The organism is Streptomyces reniochalinae (assembly GCF_003323735.1).
GTDB classification, from domain to species: Bacteria; Actinomycetota; Actinomycetes; order Streptomycetales; family Streptomycetaceae; genus Streptomyces; species Streptomyces reniochalinae.
In genome coordinates, this window is sequence record NZ_QOIM01000049.1 from 51,917 (window position 1) to 69,402 (window position 17,486).

The following is a 17,486-nucleotide window of genomic DNA, read 5'->3' on the forward strand; positions in this document are numbered from 1 at the left end:
GTCCACCTGCGCCGGCTTTCCGGGGGAGGGGCCGTATCCGCCCGTGCGCTGCCGGCTGCGCCTCCTGTCGCGGGCTGGTTTGCGCAGTCCGCCGCGCCCCCGGCGGGGACGGGGCGCCACGCGCGCTTCCTACGCTCCCCAGCCCGCCTGTTGCCCGCCGATCCGTTCCTCGGTGATGCGACTGGCCCAGCCGGAGGCCGCGTAAGCCGCCATCGGGTCGCGGTCGGCGCCCAGTTCCTCCCGCACGTCGGCCAGCAGGGGGCGCACGTCCGTGTTGTAGGCGTCCATGAGGAGGCCGTTGGCAGCGAGCACGTCCCCGGCGCACTGGGCTTTCGCCAGCTCCTCGCGGTCCACCAGCAGCGCCTTGGCGGTGGCCTCCTGCACGTTCATCACCGAGCGGATGATGGCGGGGATCTTCGGCTCGATGTTGTGGCACTGGTCGAGCATGAAGGCGATGCCGGCCTCCGGGTCGAGTCCGCCGCCGGCCCGTACCTCGTATATGATGCGGAAGAGCTGGAAGGGGTCGGCGGCGCCGGCCATCAGGTCGTCGTCTGCGTAGAAGCGCGAGTTGAAGTCGAAGGCGCCCAGCTTCCCCTCCCGCAGCAGGAACGCCACGATGAACTCGATGTTGGTGCCCGGCGCGTGGTGTCCCGTGTCCACGCAGACCTGTGCCTTGGGGCCGAGCTTGAGGCAGTGGGCGTACGAGGTGCCCCAGTCGGGGACGTCCGTGGAGTAGAAGGCGGGCTCGAACAGCTTGTACTCCAGCACGAGCCGCTGCTTCTCTCCCAGTCGCTCATACACGGTGCAGAGCGCTTCGGCAAGCCGGTCCTGGCGTGCCCTGATGTCGTCCTGACCCGGGTAGTTGGTGCCGTCGGAGAACCACAGCTTGAGATCGCGGGACCCGGTCGCGTCCATGATGTCGACGCACTCCATCAAGTGGTCGAGCGCCTTGCGCCGCACCGCCGGGTCGGGGTGGGTCACCGAACCGAGCTTGTAGTCGTCGTCCTGGAAGACGTTGGCGTTGACCGTGCCCGTACGCACACCGCGCTGTCGTGCGTAGGCGGCCAGGGCCGCGAAGTCGTCGGTCCTGTCCCAGGGGATGTGCAGGGCGACGACCGGGGCGACTCCCGTGTGGAGCTGTACCCGAGCGGCGTCGTCGATCTTCTCCTGCGGCGTGCGAGGTACGCCGGCCTGCGTGAAGACCTTGAAGCGCGTGCCCGAGTTGGCGTACGCCCAAGACGGCGTCTCGATCCGCTGGGAGGCGAGCGCTGACTTCACAGCGGCGAGCTTGCGTTCCGACATGCATCTCCTCAGTGCTGTGACGGCGTGGGGACGACGGAAAGCGGCGGGTGACAGAACAGGAAGCGGGAGGTGAAACGATTCAAACAGCCCGAAGTGACCGTAGGGGCGCCCCCGTTCGACGTCAAGAGGGCGTGTACTGGTGCGGTTGTGGAGGTTCAACGGCACGATCGGTAGCTCCAGTTGCGCGTTGTGTATCCCCTTGACTGCCTCGGAAGAGCGGGGCTAGCTTCCCGTGAGCCTTTTGAATCATTTCAGTTGGACTTTTCCAGGCCGCTGGCGAGCACAGGAGGAGCACCATGAGCGACATCCCACGGACCGGTGGTCCGCCGCCGGTCCTCGCACTTGAGGGGGTGAACAAGTCATTCGGCAGCGTACGTGCCCTCCAGGGCGTCTCCCTGGAACTCTCCGCCGGGCAGGCGCACGCCCTCGCGGGGGAGAACGGCGCGGGCAAGTCCACGCTGATCAAGATTCTCGCCGGGGTCGGCGCACCGGACGCCGGCACGGTCCGGCTCGACGGCGAGCCCGCTGTCTTCCACGGCCCGGCCGACGCGCGTGACGCGGGGATCGCCGTCATCTACCAGGAGCCCACACTCTTCGCCGATCTGTCGATCGCGGAGAACATCTTCATGGGCCGCCAGCCCCGCCGTTCCTTCGGGCGCGTCGACCACAAGGCTGTACGCGAGGCGACGGCTGCGCTGATGTCCCGGCTCGGAGTCCGGCTCGACCCCGACCGCCCGGCACGCGGCCTGTCCATCGCCGATCAGCAGATCGTCGAGATCGCGAAGGCCCTCTCGTTCGACGCCCGCGTACTGATCATGGACGAGCCCACCGCCGCGCTGACCGGAAGTGAGACCGCGCGTCTCTTCTCCGTGGTCGAGACGCTGCGCGCCGCAGGTGCGGCGGTGCTCTTCATCTCCCACAGGCTCAGTGAGATCTTCGCGCTCTGCCAGTGGGTCACCACCCTGCGCGACGGCCGGCTTGTCGCGTCCGAACCGCTGGACGGGCTCACGGAGGACGACCTGGTGCGCCGCATGGTCGGCCGCGACCTGGGCGAGCTGTACCCCAAGCACGAAACACACACCGGCGAGCCGGCACTCGACGTGCGCCGGCTGACCCGCGAAGGCGTCTTCCACGACGTCTCCTTCACGGTGCACCGTGGAGAGATCGTCGCGCTCGCCGGACTCGTCGGCGCCGGGCGCAGCGAAGTCGTCCAGGCGGTCTTCGGCGTCGACAAGCCGGACGCGGGCCACGTCGAGGTGGACGGCACGGCATTGCGCCCCGGTTCGCCCACCGCGGCCGTTGCCGCCGGACTCGCGCTCGTACCCGAGGACCGGCGGCAGCGCGGCCTGGTGATGGAAGCCGGCATCGAGCGGAACATCGGACTGACAGGGCTCGGGCAGCTTTGCACCGCCGGTCTCGTGCGCCGCACTCTGGAACGCGCCCGCGCCGCCGACTGGGCCGTACGCCTCCAGCTCAAGTACGACCGGCTCTCCGACGCGGTCGGTGTGCTCTCCGGCGGCAACCAGCAGAAGGTCGTGCTCGCCAAGTGGCTGGCCACCGAACCGGCCGTCCTCATCGTGGACGAACCCACCCGCGGGATCGACGTCGGCACCAAGGCAGAGGTGCATCGGCTGCTGACCGAACTGGCCGCCGACGGGCTCGCGGTGCTCATGGTCTCCTCCGACCTGCCCGAGGTGCTCGGCATGGCCGACCGGGTGCTTGTCATGCACGAGGGCAGGCTCGTCGCCGAGATTCCCAGGGCCGACGCCGACGAGGAGAACGTGATGGCCGCCGCCACCGGCCGCGCTCCCGTGCAGCGCCTTGGCGGGCCCCGCGAACCCGATGGTCCCGGCCGAGCCCATGCGCCCGGCGGACGCGCTGAGGACGACGAACCCGGTGACCCTGATGAACCCAACGGGACGAACGGGTCCCCTGACGCAGGCGGGGAGGCGGCATGAGCGTCACCGTCGACAGGCCGCCCGCCACCGAGCGCGACACCGGCTCACCACGACGGGCAGGCCGCTCGCTCGCCGAATCGGTGCTGCGGGTAAGGGAGTTCAGCATCGGCGCGGCGCTTGTGCTGCTCATATTCGCCACCTGGCTGGTCAACCCCGGCTTCCTCGACGGTCAGGGCGTCAAGGACCTCCTGCTCAACTCCTCCATCCTGGTGCTGCTCGCCACCGGCCAGTCCGTGGTCGTCCTCACTCGCAACATCGACCTGTCCGTCGGTTCCGTGGTCGGCCTCACCGCCTTCGCCTGCGGCGACTTCGTCTCAGGAACGGACCACAGCCCCCTCACCGTCCTCGCGCTGGGCATCGCCCTCGGCACCGTCTGCGGTCTGGCGAGCGGACTGCTCGTCAGCTTCGGGCGAGTCCCCGCGCTGGTGGTGACCCTCGGCATGCTGTACGTCATCCAGGGGGTCGACCACGCCTGGGCGCACGGTGAGCAGATCAACGCGGCCAACCTGCCCGACAGCGTGCTCACCCTCGGCAGCGGCAGCGTGCTCGGCATCCCCTACCTGCCGCTCATCACCGCGGCCGTCCTGTGCGCAACGGCGTACTACCTGCGGACCTACCGCGGCGGGCGCGAGCTGTACGCCATCGGCTCCAGCCCTCAGGCGGCGCGGCTCGCGGGCGTGCCCGTCCGGCGCAGGGTGCTGGCTGCCTATGCCTTCTCCGGTGCCGTCGCCGGGTTCGCCGGAGCGCTGTGGCTGGCGCGCTTCGGCACCGTCGTCGCCGACGCCGCGAACGGCTGGGAGCTGACCGTCGTCAGTGCCGTGGTCGTCGGCGGCATCTCCATCACGGGCGGAGTCGGCACGGTCTGGGGTGCGGCTCTGGGCGCGCTGTTGCTCACCACGATCGGCAGCGCCCTGGTCGTATTGAAGGTCGACTCCTTCTGGGAGCAGGCCATCACCGGTGCGCTGCTGCTGGCAGCGATCAGCACCGATCGCATCGTCCGCAGCCGTACCACCCGTGCGCTGAGGAAGAGGAGCAGGCAGTGAACGCACCACCGACCTCCGACGACGCGGAGCGGGCCGGAAGTCAGCGCGGCCCCGGCGGGCGATCCGGACGCGAGGGTGGCGGCATCGCGCGGCTTCTGCGCTGGGACGCGGCACTCGGCGTGCTCCTCGTCGCCGTGTTCCTCGCCGGAACCGGCACGACCGACGGCTTCGCGGACGCGGCCAACCTCTCGTCCGCACTCAACGACACCGTCGAGATCGCTCTGCTCGCGCTTCCCATGACCCTCCTGGTCGTAGCAGGTCAGGTCGACCTGTCCGTGGCCTCCATGCTGGGCCTCTCCAGCGCACTCGCGGGCAGCCTGTGGGACGGCGGCTGGACCTTCGAACTGATCGTCCCGATCTGTCTGCTGACCGGAGTGCTCGGCGGCCTCCTCAACGGCTGGCTGGTCACCCGCGTCGGACTGCCCTCGCTCGCCGTCACCATAGGCACCCTCGCCCTGTACCGGGGGCTGGCCTCCGTCGTCCTGGGCAACAAGGCCGTCGCCGACTTCCCCGAGACGTACGCCCAGTGGGCCCGCAGCACCGAAACGGTTCCCGGCACCTTCATGCCGTACCCGATGGCGCTCTTCGCCGTCCTCGCGGCAGCGGCATCCGTGGTGCTGCACCGCACGAGCTTCGGGCGCTCGCTGTTCGCGATCGGCGCGCAGGAAGAAGTGGCCTACTTCGCCGGTATCCGTGTCAAACGGTTCAAGCTCGTTCTCTTCGCCGTCAGCGGGCTCATGGCCGCCTTCGCCGGGCTCGTCTACACCCTCCGCTACGGCAGCGCACGCGCCGACAACGGTCTCGGCCTGGAGCTGACCGTCGTCGCCTCCGTCCTGCTCGGGGGCGTCGACTTCGACGGGGGAAAGGGCACTTTGGGCGGTGCCGTCGCGGGCGTACTGCTCATCGGTGTGCTCAACAACCTCCTCACGCTGGGGGACGTGTCGCACGAGATCCAGGTCATCGTCACCGGCGGGCTGCTCATCGTCTCCGTCCTCATCCCGCGCGTGATCGCGGTCCTCACCGACCGCAGACACCGGCGCCTGGCCGCCTCCTGACGGCGCGGCCCCGGCACCTCGCACACCTGTCTCCCCCACCTCCGCGCGTCGCACCCCGCACATCCCCGTACACCCTCATGGAAGGTACGACACCCATGCGATCCCGTACCCACACCCGCGTCCTCGCCGCCACCTCGGCGGTCTGCGCGCTCGCCCTCGCCGTGGCGGGCTGTTCGGGCACGACCAAGGGCGACTCCGAGGATGACGCCAAGGGAAAGGCCCACAACGCCGAGGCGAACCCCGACGCGCCATTGAAGAAGGGACTGAAGCTGGCGTTTCTGCCCAAGCAGATCAACAACCCGTACATGAAGGTCGTCGACCAGGCGGGCATCAAGGCCACCGAGGGGTACGGCGGCGAGGCCAAGGAGGTCGGCCCGTCCGACGCCAAAGCCTCCTCGCAGGTCAGCTACATCAACACGTTGATACAGCAGCGTCAGGACGCCATCCTGATCGCCGCCAACGACCCCAACGCCGTCTGCGGCCCTCTGAAGCAGGCGATGAAGCAGGACATCAAGATCGTCTCCTACGACTCGGACGCGGGCAAGGACTGCCGCCACGTCTTCATCAACCAGGCAGGATCGGAGGCGATCGGCCGCGGCCTCGTCCGGGACATGGCCAAACAGATCGACAACAAGGGCCAGATCGCGGTGCTCTCGGCGACACAGAACGCCACGAACCAGAACACCTGGATCACGTTCATGAAGGACGAACTGAAGAAGCCGAAGTACAAGGACATGAAGCTGGTCAAGACCGCCTACGGAGACGACGTGGACCAGAAGTCCTTCCAGGAGACCCAGGGGCTGCTCAAGGCATACCCGAAGCTCAAGGGCATCATCTCGCCCACCACCGTGGGTCTGGCCGCCGCCGCGCGTTACCTCAGCGGGTCCTCGTACAAGGGCAAGGTCGTCCTCGGCGGCCTCGGCACGCCCAACCAGATGCGCAAATACGTCAAGGACGGCACTCTCGACCAGTTCTCCCTCTGGGACCCGCAGAACCTCGGCTACCTCGGCTCATACGCGGCGGCTGCGCTCTCCTCCGGCCAGATCACCGGCAAGGAGGGCGAGGAGTTCGAGGCGGGGAAGCTCGGCAAGCGGAAGATCGGCAAGGACGGCGAGGTCATCCTCGGTCCGCCCACCGTGTTCGACAAGGACAACATCGACGACTACGACTTCTGAGCCGACGGCACCCACTCGCTCTTCCTCCGCGGGCCACGGCCTGCTGACGGTGCGGCCGGAAACCGGCCCTCCTCACCGCGCCGGGGTCCGCGACGGAGGCGACCGAGGCCGATGCCGGCTGGGAGGCCATAATGGCCCCGCGTTTCGTGAACCTGGAAGGCGGGGCGCCGGCCGCAGCCCCCTGCTGCCGGCGCCCCGCCTCCGCCACGCCTTCTGCCGATCCGTCCCCGCCGCCACCCCGCGGTGCCGCCCGCACGAGGAGCGACCATGACCACCCTGACGACCGCGCGGGCAGCGCGTCCCCTGCGGCTGCGCGTCGCACGTCTAAAACCGCCTCGGGCGGCATGGCGATGACCCACACGGCCAGTATCAAGGAGGTCGCCCGCGCGGCCGGAGTGTCGGTCGGCACCGTCTCCAACGTCATCAACCGTCCCGACATGGTCGCCGAGGAGACCCGCGTACGAGTGCGGTCCGCCATCGACCGCCTCGGCTACGTACGCAGTGAATCGGCCCGGCACCTGCGTGCGGGCGACAGCCGCATCATCGCGCTGCTGGTGCTCGACATGGCCAACCCCTTCTTCGTCGACGTGGCCTCCGGCGCGGAACGCGCCGCCCGCGCGGCAGGGCTCGGCGTCATGCTGTGCAACAGCGCGCAGAGCCCCGCCGAGGAGGCGGAGTACCTGTCGCTCTTCGCCGAGCAGCGGGTACGCGGCGTCCTCGTCACCCCGGCCGACACCACGGGGCGCAACCTCGCCGCCTTCGAACGCCACGGCATCCCGTACGTCTCCGTCGACCGCGTCGTCCCCAGCGCCGAGGGCTGCTCCGTCTCGGTGGACGATGTCGAGGGCGGCGCACTGGCCGTACGCCACCTGCTCGAACGCGGCCACCGGGACATCGCCTACGTCAGCGGCCCGATGCAGCTCACCCAGTGCCACGACCGGCACACCGGCGCCACGGCAGCCCTGCGCGAGTCCGGGAGCGGGAAATCGCGGCTGCGACACATCGAGGGTGAACGCATGGACGTGGCCGCGGGCCGCGACGCGGGCGCCCGGCTGCTCGGCATGTCCCCCCGTCCGACGGCGGTCTTCTGCGCCAACGACCTCCTGGCTCTCGGCGTGCTCCAGTCCCTCTACGGCGCGGGAGTTTCCGTACCCGAAGAGGTGGCCCTCGTCGGATACGACGACATCGAGTTCGCCGCTGCTGCCGCCGTACCGCTCACGTCCGTACGGCAGCCCGCGTACCGCATGGGGCGTGCGGCCGCGGACTTGCTGATCGAGGAGACGGGGGATGCCGCCACCGCGCACGAGCATCAGCGCATCGTTCTCCGCCCTGAACTGGTCGTCCGCGCCTCCAGTTTGAGGGGCAAGGGCTGAGACACGAGCCGTAGGTACCTACGCCGTACCGCGCTCATCGACCAGGACGGTGGCCGGATCGATGTCCCGGTGCCCAGGTCGCGCGCCAGGAGCGCGGCCCCGTCCCGGAGAGCGCCGTGCTGGCGGCCCGGGACGACTGGTGTTCTCCACCCTCGTCCGGGGCGCCCGCCCAGCCGGCCGTCGTGCCCGCCGTACGGCCCCGGCGAGTACGGCGGTGGGTGAGGGCCGAGGAAGCCCGGTGCGGGCAGCATACGCTCCCGTGCCGGCGCCGAACCTCCACCGCGCTCAGTGGTCACCCGGCCGGCATGTGACCGCTTTGGGGAAAGGTGAACAGCTGCTGCGGGTCGCAGGCGGCCTTGACGCGCTGCATTCTCGGACAGTTCTCGCCGTGGTAGGCCGCCTGCCAGTCGGTCAGTCCGGGATCCATGCCGTTGGTGTAGCCGCCGCTCCCGAGGTGGGGTTGCATGGTGGTATCGATCAGCAGGGCGCCCACCTGTGCTCGCGCCGGGCCGACCCCGCTCCAGGAATCGAGTGGGACGGCCCCGCTCACCGGGTTCGACGCCGTGTGCACGCAACAGCGCCAGTAGGAGCGTGGACTCCAGCACGTGGCTGCCGCACCGATCGTCCACGTGGCCGGCCGGGTCCACGGCGACGGCCAGGTGCTGCCTGCCGTTCCGCGTGAACCCAGCCTGGGCTGCACTCCGTTCGGGCGTTCCCGCGCGTATGCCCCGCCGGCTCACGACAGGATGCGACCGAACAGAGTGCGGACCTCCGGTACGGCCGCTCCGCAGGCAGCTCGGGCCACCTCGTCGACGTCATCACCCAGTGGCGCGTAAGCCAGGGGCGGCACCCGCTCTCGCATCTCACCCTCTGTCCCGTCGCATCGCGCCACGTGCCGCTCACTCCAGGACACCCACACGAGGCACGGCAGAGGCCAACGGCAGCGGCGAACCACCCTTCCGGACGAATTGAGCCGCGCACGCAAGACCCTGAGAATCCGACCCGACCGGACTCGACCCTGCGCCGCCGTTCCCTCAGCGAACGCCCGCAGCTGCCTGCGACGAAACGAAACCCGTTGGCGGACCACGGCGACCCACTGCTATCTTCCCGGAGACCGTGCGAGAGAGCTTGGAGGTGGTACCCGTGAACGTAGCGACATGGGTGCTCCTCTTCGGGGTCACGGTCGGGCGATAGGTCGCCCGGGAGCGCCGTTCCGGCAGCACTCCCGAAAGGCACGACCATGCGAGTCACTTCCCAACAGCGCCTCGACGACGGCGTCCTCGAACGTGAATTCACCCTCGGCGAGATCCCGGGCATCCTGTGGACGCCCGCACACGCGTCCGCACCGGCGCCGCTGATCCTGGTCGGTCACCCTGGCGGACTGCACACCATGCGTCCCCGGCTGGCCGGTCGGGCCCGGTACTACGCGGCGGAGTACGGCTTCACCGCGGCCACCCTCGAGCTCCCCGGAAGCGGTGACCGGCCTCGTGCGGCGGGCGCCGAGCAGGCCCGCGCCGACCTGCGCAGGGCGTTGGAGCACGGTGAGCCGGTCGACGAGATCGTCGACCGGCTCGTCCTCCCGCTGGTCGAGAAGGCGGCCCCGGAATGGCAGGCCGCGCTGGATGCCCTCCTGTCACTGCCCGAGATCGACGGCCCGGTCGGATACGAGGGAGGAGTGATCGCCATCGGCATCCGGCTGGCGGCGGCCGAGCCGCGCATCTCGGCTGCCGGACTCTTCGCCGGGAGCTTCGTACCCGCCGCTCTGTTCCAGGAGGCTCGCCAGGTCACCATTCCGTTGCAGGTCCTGCTGCAATGGGACGACGCACGGAATGACCGGCAGTCGACCCTCGACCTGTTCGACACCTTCGGCTCGAAGGAGAAGACCCTGCACGCCAATGTCGGCGGGCATACCGGCGTCCCGCAGTTCGAAACCGACGCCATGGCCCGTTTCTTCGCCCGGCATCTGAGCTAGCCGCTGACGGGCCCGTCACCAGGCCAGTGCACTGCACGCGGCGCGGGCCAGGGTGCCGCTGCATGGTGACGGGCCCGGTCTTCATCTGCTGGCGGTGGCCAGCAGATGTGTACCCGCCCCGATCGTGGAGGGAAAGCGACGAAGAGGAACCGGAACCCGCCACGGTGCTAGGGAGTGTCTTCAAAGTAGCGGCGTCCGCCCGGAGGGCGGGCCTGGCGGTGTCTGGTGCGTGCGCTCGCAAGGCGGAGGAGGGAGTCCCTGCGTGGGGGCACCTCCCGGGGCGAGCGAAGCCGAGCCCTGGGGGAAGCGGCGACCGACGACAACGCCGCGAGCGTGCGTGCCAGGCGCCGCCAGGCAGGCGGGACTTTGAAGACACGACCTAGTGCTGCGTATGGCACGACCCGGCCGGTGGCCGGCAATCACCCGAACGACGACGTGAGGACGACGGTGGTGAGGGTGCCGTCGTCGTCCGGTCTTGCGTGCGCCGCATCTGCCCCCACGTCGTGCCGAGGAAGTGGTCGGGGCGAGCGCGCCGTCCCGGCACCGTGCTCGCCCGCGCAGAGCCGGCCCACGCACTCCGACAGGAGTGACAGGCGGAATAGGCCGCACGCTCAGGAACCGTCCGCTCGGTACAGTTCGGAGCGGACTCGCCGGGTGGTGCGCGCGGCGAGCAGGTCACCGGCGTCGCGGTCGCCTTGGTTGCTCACGATGGCGAGAACGCCGCCGATGCGGACGATGACGATGTGGGACGGGGTCCCGTCGTATTCGTCGCCGCCGACCTGCCACAACACCTCCAGCAGCGCCTCGTCGCCGAGACCGGAGATTTCCTGTGCCTCGTGGTGCTCCTCGAGAGGAGCGGCTTCCGTGTCGAGGAGGATTTCCGGGCAGCTCTCGTGGAGTGCGCGCTTGGTTTCCAGGTATCGCTCGGCGCGCTCGGTCGGCATCGAAACGAGCAAGACCGTGGCGCGGTCGTCGCTTTCGGAACCGGGGCCGAGGTTCACCACCTGCGATGCACGGGTTCCCTCAAAGCCGTCCCATTCCCGCCGCAGGGTGGTGTCAGCGCATTCGCCCCAGGCTCCACCTCCCTCGTGCCCCTGGAAGTCTCCCCGGCCCGTTTCGGTCTCCAGCACCCGGGCGTACTCGCCGAACGACTCGGCCGGGGGGAGCGCTCCCCGCAACTCGGCTTCGGTGAAGACCCGGCTCCGGTCGACCGTTCCGTCGACGCCGGGTATCGCCGGATGCTTGGCCGACGGACCGGCCGAGGTGAAGCGACGTTGCTGCCGGTCCGTCGGCTCCGCCGAATCCTGCGCGCGCGCTGACGAAGATCCCGGACGCGCTGTCGCGGGTTCCTGGTCCGCCGCCGAGTCGGCGCACCCTGCCAGGAGGGCCGTCAGGGCGATGAGGCAGCCTGCGATCGCCGTACCTGTCGCTACTCGCACGGGTGACCCTCCTGCTGGACGCACATGTCGCCCGATACTGTAAGCAGGCTGCCCGGTTGCGCACCGCCGGTCTGCTCCAACTGTTGTGGTGATGAGGCATCGGGCAGGGTGGGGACATGACCACCTACGAGACGATGCCGTTCCACCTGGAGACCGATCGGCTGATACTGCGGCCGTGGGTCGAGTCGGATGCCGCTGAGTTCTGTGCTCTCCTGTCTGAACGTGGCGGGAAGACTTACACGGTTGAGCACGTCCGTACGTCCGTCGCGGAGATGCTCACCGCGACGGCGACCACGGGGATCGCTCTGTTGCCCATCGTGCGCCGTGAAGAAGGCGACTTCATCGGCTACTGCGGACTGATCATCGGCCGCTCCACGCTGGAGGAGCCTGAGATCGCCTACGAGCTGTTCCGGCGCGTGCATGGGCGTGGCTACGCCACCGAGGCGGCCGGCGCGGTGCTCGATGCCGCTGCCGCGACGGGGCGGAGGCGGCTCTGGTCGACCGTCGGCGCGTGGAACACACCGTCGCTCCGTGTCCTCGACAAGCTGGGGTTCGAGCGGGATCACGTTTCCACCGAGGACAACGGCGAAGTGGTGTGGCTGACACGCTCGTTGCCGTGAGGTGAGACCCCGCTCCCGAAGTCCCGCGCTCACGTGGACGAGCGCGCGCGATCAAAGCCCAGGCGGCCACACCGCCGCCAGAAACGTGCGTCATGGCTCGAGGGCCGGGCGAGACGGATCGGGGTCCTGCTGCGGGCTGGTCCCGCTGGACAGGGTGACGGCTCTAGGAGTGGACGCCGGCTGCTCGTCGGTCTTGGGGGGTGGTGCGGTGGCGGGTGCCTCGTCCAGGCTGTGGATCCGCAGCACGGGTGAGAAGAGCAGCCACAGTACTGACAGCGCTCCGCCGGCGGCGGCCAGCAGCAGTGTCGGGCGCAGCCCCATCGTGGTGGCGAGTGCGCCGCCGACGGCGGCGCCGATGGGGCGCACGCCGTAGTTGACGGTGCTGTAGGCACCGGCGACGCGGCTGCGGATCCCGTCGTGGATGACCGCGGCCTGCAAAGAGTTGAGGTTGATGTCGAAGAACATCACCCCGATGCCGGCCAGGAACTCCGCGAGGGCCAGAGCCCCGCCACGCGCCCACAGCGGCCCGTCGGCGAGCGCCGCGATGGCGATGGGCGCAGGGAAGAGTACGGCGCCCACCGCGATGCTCGGCCCGACACCCCACCGGCGTGACATCCCCGGCGCGACCACCGCGCCCAGCAGCGAACCGACCGCCCCCACGCCGAGCGCCAGGCCGATACCGCCGGCCGAAAGGTGCAGCTCGCGGGTGGCGAACAGGACGGTCAGGCCGGTACCGGAGAGGAAAGTGAAGAAGTTGACGGTGGCGGCGCAGCCCAGGGTGGCTCGCAGGACCGGGTGGCGCACCACGAAGACCATTCCCGCGCGCGCCCGGCGCAGCATGGAGGGCTGCGACGTGGGGGGCGGGGGCTCCTCGGTGCGGATGCGCCCCACCAGCAAGGCCGAGGCCAGAAACGACGCCGCGTCGGCGACGAGGGCGGCCGGAGCGCTCAGCGCCTGCACCAGCGCACCACCGAGTGCGGGGCCCGCCACGAGAGAGACGGAACGGCTGGTGCTGAGCTTGCTGTTGGCGTCCACATAGGACGAGCGGGGCACCAGGTGCGCGAAGAAGGACGAGTAGGAAGTGTTGAAAAGCACGGCGGCTGTCCCGGTGAGCAGCGCGGCGGCGTACAACTGCCCCAGCGTCACCGCTCCCGCCAGGTAGGCGACCGGCAGGCTGAGCAGGACCAGCGCACGGGCCAGGTCGGCGGCCACCATCAGCCGGCGCTTGCGTGGCCTTTGATCGACCCAGGCACCGAGCACGATGGCTATCAGGTTCGGGGTCCATATCAGCGCCGTCAGCCACGCCGCCTCGTTGGCGGAGGCGTGCAGCGTCGACACGGCGATCAGCGGCAGTGCGAGTTCGGTGATGCGGTCCCCGAAGTGGGAGACCGTCTGAGCCGACCAGAACCGCAGGAACCGCCGGTCTCGCCACAGCGACGGGGCAGGCGCCGCGGACGGTGCCGCGTCACTCAACCGGTGCCTCCGGGGGCAGACCGTCCTGCTCGGGAAGGACGTAGCGCATCAGCCGTACGCGGCGGCCATCGGCCGGCCAGTCGGCCTCGTCGCGGGTCACGAAGGGAGCCAGAATCCGTTCGAACTCGCGCTGCACGAAGGCGAGCTCGTCGGGCCCGAGTACGACACGTGTGTTGGACAGGCCTGCCAGTCGCCGCCAGACCGGATCCAGACCCGGTTCGACTTCGGCCGCCCAGCGGACCGGTGTCTCTCCTGCCTGCAGGAACATGTGCTGGGACAGCAGTCGGGCAGCCGACCTCCCCTCCTCGTCGTCGGGATCCTCGGGCACCTCGAAGCGGAAGCCACGCGCTACCACCTCCCAGCGCCGGTACCTGCGGTCGGAACCGCCCTCGCTGTCACGCACCAGCCCGAACTCCGCCAGGTGGCGCAGGTGCCAACTGATGCCGGACGGCGAGGCGTCGATCTCCTTGGCGAGCTCCGTGGCGCTCGCCGGACCGTCACGGCCCAGCAGATCCAGGATCGCCAGCCGTACCGGATGGGAAAGGGCGCGCATCGCCTTGGGGTCGGTGACAGTGAGGTCACCCAGCAGGTTGCCGTCATCCATGACGTGAAAGCATCCTTTCACGTTGTCGGCCTGTCAACCCCTGCTTCCTTCGCTGCTCGACGCGCCTCGTCTGACGACCGCGGGCCGGCGACACCGGGCCGAGAGCGGGGTTGCCACGTTCGGCCCCCCGCTGACCCGACTGCGGCGGCGCCCGCTGCACCTGTCCACACTTCTGAAGCGGTACGCATCGTGGGGTAGCGGGGAGGGCCAGGAAGCCCGCCACGTGGAGCTGTGTCAGGCCCGCCGTTCAGGGGGCAGCGGTGGTGACGTCCACGTCCGTGAGGGCCGCGTCGGGATGCCGTACCCCCGTCAGTACCTGGTTTCGCCCGGTGTCGCCGAGGAGGTGTCGGCGGAAGAACGTGCCGACGTACGTGGTGGCGACATGGCGCTGCTGCGGCTCGGTCAGCTGCTTGGCCGGCGCCGCACCCTCATGGTCGGTGCACTGCCCCGGGTGTCCTTCCGCCGGCGTGGCGTCGTCGGAGGCCGCGACCTGACGGCTTCGGGGCGACCACTGCGTGTTGAAATAGTTGTGATTCGCCCCGTGGATCGCGAACCGGTAGAAGCCGCCCCGGTTTCCCTTGGCGGCGTCGGCCGCGAACGAGAACGCCTCACGGCCGACCTGTCCGTCGCATGTTCCCCGGAGGACGGCGAAGGGGGTCTTGGTGATCGCGTAGTCGGCCATGTTTTCCGTCATCACGTTGTAGGCGGGTGCCACAGCCGCCACCGCCTTGACATCGACACCCTTGGGCCACTGCTTCCGATGGCTGTCGGCCGCCTGCCAGGTGGCCCCGGCCCCTGCCCTGGAGTGCCCCATGATCCCTACGTCACCCATGTCCACGTGGTGGGCGAAGCGGACGCGTCGCGCCGCTCCGGTCGCCGGGTCGGCGAACTTTCCGGCGAGCTCGCCCTCGTCCTTGGAGCTGAGCTCCTGCCACATGCGCAGATGCTGGTTGATGAGGTCCGCCCGCGCGGCAGCATTGTCGTCCCCCGACACGGAGGACGCGTTGATGCCGTTGGCGCCGACCGAGACCACGACGAACCCTTCAGCCGCCAACCTGCGGCCCAGGTAGTCGTATCCGTGCTCGCTGGGCAGGGCGGGTGTTCCCTTCGCACACGGCCAGGCGAACAGCTTGGCACTGGCGGCTTTGTACGCGGCGTCGTCCCCACTGCTCTCGGCGGCAGCGCGCGCTGCGGCTGCCTTCCGGTCGGCGCAGGTCTCGTGCCAGCCGTGCAGCATCACGATCAGTGGATGCCGTCCCGTGCCCAGGTGGGCGGGGTAGTGCACCACCCCGGTCAGCTCGACCGGTTCACCGGTCTGCGGCAGGTGCCAGGCCTCGTTGCCGAGGTCGTAGCGGACCGTCCTGGTGGACGCTGACGAAGGTTCCGCGCTCCGCCCCGTCGGCTCGTCCGGTGCCGCGGCACCGGTTGCAGCCGTATAGGTGAAGGCTGTTGCCGCGGCGCACAGCACCGCCGCCGACAGGCCCAGCAGGCGAGCCGAAACCTTCGTGCGATTGTGGCGCTTCATGATGTCTCCTTCGGTGAATACAGGGCCGGCCCGGAGCGTCCTGCTTGCTCGTGACCGTGGCCCAGGGTGAAAGTGGAGGCCGTCCTCAGCGTGTGTCGGCGCGGGAATCCACCACGAACTGGATGACCCGGTCCTGCGGCGCCGCCCCTGAAGCACCTGCCCGCTTGATCATGTCCGTTCCGTGGAAACCGCTCGTGTCGATCACCAGTTACTTCTTGCGGGCGACGGAGGCCGCGTGGACTTCGCGGACCTGCTTCTCCACCGCGCCCTGCACGCCACCGGGCGAGACCACGAGAAGCGTCCAGCAGAACGCCGTCGGGTCCGTCCCCCCCCCCATGACCGGCGCCGACAGGTGCGCCCCGTCGCTGGTCGTCAGCGTGGTGGCCTTGCTCCGCGAGTCCTTGGGCACGTACGTGTTGACGAGATACCCGCGCGCCGTGCGCACCGTGCGGTCGGGAGAGCCCTGCTTGTACGAGACCGGCTCATGATCCGGCGGTGCCGCAGGGGCACTGCTCCGCGCCCCGGAGGGCGTCGGCGTGGTGGACGTCGCAGCCCCCGCTTCCGTGGTGTCACGCCCGGACCCGCCGACAGGGCCCGCACAGCCCGACAGCGGGCCCAGGCACACCAGCGCGGCGGCGACAGCTCCGACTTTCAGCACAGTCTTCCTCAGGTCTCACATCCGACAGCGACGTGTCCGGCCTGGACACGCACCTCCGCACCAGGGCGGAACATCCCCTACGCCCTGACAGACGTGCGGGCCTGCCCGAGGTTGCAGGCCGCGACGCTCGATGTTCAGAAACGGGATAGAGGCAGGCCACGCCGCACGTGCAAGATCGCGCGCCCGCGCCGCGTGGTGAACTGCAACCTGTCGGCGCCCCGCACGTCCTTTCCGGTAGAGGGCACTCCCGCAAGCGCCATGAACCGCTCCGTTTACGCAACAGGATGAGGTGTATGCCAGAAATACCCCGCCGGACAGCCATCCGCGGAAGCAATCCGACGTCCCCGTGGCGCCCCGGGCCGGGTAGGGGCCGACACACCCGGCGTCAGGCGGACACCGCCCCGCCTGCGGAGGAAAGGCGCTGATGGCTGCCGTTTCCACCTGTGGGGGTGCTGTCCCGCGCGGTTGGTGGCGCTGGCTCCTGGCCCGCCTCTCCGAGGAGCAAAAAGGAACGGACCCCGAGGGCCGACAGTTCGGCACGGCGTCGGAAGAAATCGACATGCTGTACCGCCACCGCAGGCTCGACCTCGTGCGCCTGGCCGCCCTCCTCGTCGACGACATCCCCACAGCCGAGGACGTCGTCCAGGAAGCCTTCGCAGCTCTCTACCGACGTCACGGCAACACGCTCGACAACATCGCCGACCCCGAAGCCTACGTGCGGCGCAGCGTGATCAACGCCTCCAGGGACGTACTGCGCAGGAGGCGCACCGTGCGCGCCTACATCCCCCCACGCCTTCTCCCCGCGCCGCCACCGGAAGAAGAGATCCTCCTCAAGGAAGAACACCAGGAAGTGCTGCGAGCACTGAGACTGCTCACCGTGCGCCAGCGGGAGGTCCTCGTCCTCAGGTACTGGTCGAACATGTCGGAAGCGGACATCGCAGCGACCTTGGGTCTGTCCCGGGGTGCAGTGAAGTCCACAGCGAGCCGGGCACTGACGGCTCTGGCCAGAAGACTGAAGGAGACGCCATGACACCCGTCGAGGACCGCCTTCGCGCCGCCCTGCACGCCCGTGCCACTCAAATCACCGCCCTCCGCCCGGCCTTCCCGCCGTCGGCCCGCGCACGAATGGTCGTCCGGCCCGGAGTGCGCAGGGCCGCGGTAGTCCTTCTGGCCGCAGCATTGGTGACGGCTCTCCTCGTGGTGCCACGGCTCCTTTCTCAGGACGAACCCTCACCCCCCGCCGACACTCCTTCACCCGCCGGCCCGAGCCAGAGCTCGTCACCTTCGCC

15 protein-coding genes are annotated in these 17,486 nt (G+C 69.6%); 8 read left to right on the top strand and 7 right to left on the bottom strand.

Annotated elements, in window-relative coordinates:
* Positions 1-129 precede the first annotated feature (129 nt).
* Positions 130-1,302, bottom strand: a complete 1,173-nt coding sequence (rhaI, locus tag DQ392_RS31525) for an L-rhamnose isomerase (protein ID WP_114019126.1) — start codon at positions 1,300-1,302, stop codon at positions 130-132.
* Positions 1,303-1,598: 296 nt separating this feature from the next.
* On the opposite strand from rhaI, the gene DQ392_RS31530 reads away from it, so the two are divergent.
* From DQ392_RS31530 to DQ392_RS31550, 5 genes are all read left to right on the top strand, one after another.
* Positions 1,599-3,260, top strand: coding sequence for a sugar ABC transporter ATP-binding protein (locus DQ392_RS31530; protein WP_114019127.1), 1,662 nt, complete (start codon positions 1,599-1,601; stop codon positions 3,258-3,260).
* Positions 3,257-4,303, top strand: a complete 1,047-nt coding sequence (locus DQ392_RS31535) for an ABC transporter permease (RefSeq protein WP_114019128.1) — start codon at positions 3,257-3,259, stop codon at positions 4,301-4,303. Before DQ392_RS31530 ends, DQ392_RS31535 begins: the two co-directional genes overlap by 4 nt.
* A gap of 83 nt (positions 4,304-4,386) precedes the next feature.
* Positions 4,387-5,358 carry an ABC transporter permease gene (locus DQ392_RS31540; protein WP_245982220.1) on the top strand — a complete coding sequence of 324 codons (972 nt, stop codon included), beginning with the start codon at positions 4,387-4,389 and terminating at the stop codon, positions 5,356-5,358.
* A 95-nt stretch (positions 5,359-5,453) separates the two neighbouring features.
* The gene (gene rhaS / locus DQ392_RS31545; RefSeq protein ID WP_114019130.1) at positions 5,454-6,533 is read left to right on the top strand and encodes a rhamnose ABC transporter substrate-binding protein; all 1,080 of its coding nucleotides are present in this window, start codon (positions 5,454-5,456) and stop codon (positions 6,531-6,533) included.
* A 350-nt stretch (positions 6,534-6,883) separates the two neighbouring features.
* Entirely contained in the window at positions 6,884-7,906 is a 1,023-nt protein-coding gene (locus tag DQ392_RS31550) for a LacI family DNA-binding transcriptional regulator (RefSeq protein WP_114019163.1), read from the top strand.
* A 292-nt stretch (positions 7,907-8,198) separates the two neighbouring features.
* Here DQ392_RS31550 and DQ392_RS31555 read toward each other — a convergent pair whose 3' ends face one another.
* Positions 8,199-8,372 carry a BBE domain-containing protein gene (locus tag DQ392_RS31555; RefSeq protein WP_147266603.1) on the bottom strand — a complete coding sequence of 58 codons (174 nt, stop codon included), beginning with the start codon at positions 8,370-8,372 and terminating at the stop codon, positions 8,199-8,201.
* Between the two features lie 774 nt (positions 8,373-9,146).
* On the opposite strand from DQ392_RS31555, the gene DQ392_RS31560 reads away from it, so the two are divergent.
* Positions 9,147-9,878: a dienelactone hydrolase family protein gene (locus DQ392_RS31560; RefSeq protein WP_114019132.1), complete on the top strand. Its 732-nt coding sequence runs from the start codon at positions 9,147-9,149 to the stop codon at positions 9,876-9,878.
* A 611-nt stretch (positions 9,879-10,489) separates the two neighbouring features.
* Here DQ392_RS31560 and DQ392_RS34185 read toward each other — a convergent pair.
* A complete protein-coding gene (locus DQ392_RS34185; protein WP_147266604.1) occupies positions 10,490-11,008 on the bottom strand; it encodes a hypothetical protein in 519 nt (172 codons plus the stop codon).
* Between the two features lie 425 nt (positions 11,009-11,433).
* Here DQ392_RS34185 and DQ392_RS31575 point away from each other — a divergent pair, with 425 nt between their 5' ends.
* Positions 11,434-11,937 (top strand): GNAT family N-acetyltransferase, encoded by a 504-nt coding sequence (locus DQ392_RS31575; RefSeq protein ID WP_114019135.1) that lies wholly within the window; start codon positions 11,434-11,436, stop codon positions 11,935-11,937.
* 90 nt (positions 11,938-12,027) lie between these two features.
* On the opposite strand, the gene DQ392_RS31580 is transcribed toward DQ392_RS31575, so the two are convergent.
* The 4 genes from DQ392_RS31580 to DQ392_RS31595 all read right to left on the bottom strand — a co-directional run bounded on the left by DQ392_RS31580 (position 12,028) and on the right by DQ392_RS31595 (position 16,197).
* On the bottom strand, positions 12,028-13,410 hold the full coding sequence (locus DQ392_RS31580; RefSeq protein ID WP_114019136.1) for an MFS transporter: 1,383 nt from the start codon (positions 13,408-13,410) through the stop codon (positions 12,028-12,030).
* The gene (locus tag DQ392_RS31585) at positions 13,403-14,014 is read right to left on the bottom strand and encodes an ArsR/SmtB family transcription factor (RefSeq protein WP_114019137.1); all 612 of its coding nucleotides are present in this window, start codon (positions 14,012-14,014) and stop codon (positions 13,403-13,405) included. The genes DQ392_RS31580 and DQ392_RS31585 overlap by 8 nt, the downstream gene beginning before the upstream one ends.
* 247 nt (positions 14,015-14,261) lie before the next feature.
* The gene (locus DQ392_RS31590; protein ID WP_114019138.1) at positions 14,262-15,539 is read right to left on the bottom strand and encodes an alpha/beta hydrolase family protein; all 1,278 of its coding nucleotides are present in this window, start codon (positions 15,537-15,539) and stop codon (positions 14,262-14,264) included.
* A 208-nt stretch (positions 15,540-15,747) separates the two neighbouring features.
* Complete coding sequence (locus DQ392_RS31595; protein ID WP_245982208.1) at positions 15,748-16,197, bottom strand: hypothetical protein; 450 nt, start codon at positions 16,195-16,197, stop codon at positions 15,748-15,750.
* Between the two features lie 424 nt (positions 16,198-16,621).
* Between DQ392_RS31595 and DQ392_RS31600 the strand changes: the two genes are divergently transcribed.
* A complete protein-coding gene (locus DQ392_RS31600) occupies positions 16,622-17,227 on the top strand; it encodes a SigE family RNA polymerase sigma factor (RefSeq protein ID WP_114019139.1) in 606 nt (201 codons plus the stop codon).
* The last annotated feature ends 259 nt before the right edge of the window (positions 17,228-17,486 follow it).

What these genes read in the sequence shown, in the direction of transcription:
- DQ392_RS31585 (WP_114019137.1), bottom strand. Translation starts at nt 14,014, where the DNA reads ATGGATGACGGCAACCTGCTGGGTGACCTCACTGTCACCGACCCCAAG.
- DQ392_RS31550 (WP_114019163.1), top strand. Translation starts at nt 6,884, where the DNA reads ATGACCCACACGGCCAGTATCAAGGAGGTCGCCCGCGCGGCCGGAGTG.
- rhaI (WP_114019126.1), bottom strand. Translation starts at nt 1,302, where the DNA reads ATGTCGGAACGCAAGCTCGCCGCTGTGAAGTCAGCGCTCGCCTCCCAG.
- DQ392_RS31600 (WP_114019139.1), top strand. Translation starts at nt 16,622, where the DNA reads ATGGCTGCCGTTTCCACCTGTGGGGGTGCTGTCCCGCGCGGTTGGTGG.
- DQ392_RS31590 (WP_114019138.1), bottom strand. Translation starts at nt 15,539, where the DNA reads ATGAAGCGCCACAATCGCACGAAGGTTTCGGCTCGCCTGCTGGGCCTG.
- DQ392_RS31575 (WP_114019135.1), top strand. Translation starts at nt 11,434, where the DNA reads ATGACCACCTACGAGACGATGCCGTTCCACCTGGAGACCGATCGGCTG.
- DQ392_RS31530 (WP_114019127.1), top strand. Translation starts at nt 1,599, where the DNA reads ATGAGCGACATCCCACGGACCGGTGGTCCGCCGCCGGTCCTCGCACTT.
- DQ392_RS31560 (WP_114019132.1), top strand. Translation starts at nt 9,147, where the DNA reads ATGCGAGTCACTTCCCAACAGCGCCTCGACGACGGCGTCCTCGAACGT.
- rhaS (WP_114019130.1), top strand. Translation starts at nt 5,454, where the DNA reads ATGCGATCCCGTACCCACACCCGCGTCCTCGCCGCCACCTCGGCGGTC.
- DQ392_RS31555 (WP_147266603.1), bottom strand. Translation starts at nt 8,372, where the DNA reads ATGCAACCCCACCTCGGGAGCGGCGGCTACACCAACGGCATGGATCCC.
- DQ392_RS31535 (WP_114019128.1), top strand. Translation starts at nt 3,257, where the DNA reads ATGAGCGTCACCGTCGACAGGCCGCCCGCCACCGAGCGCGACACCGGC.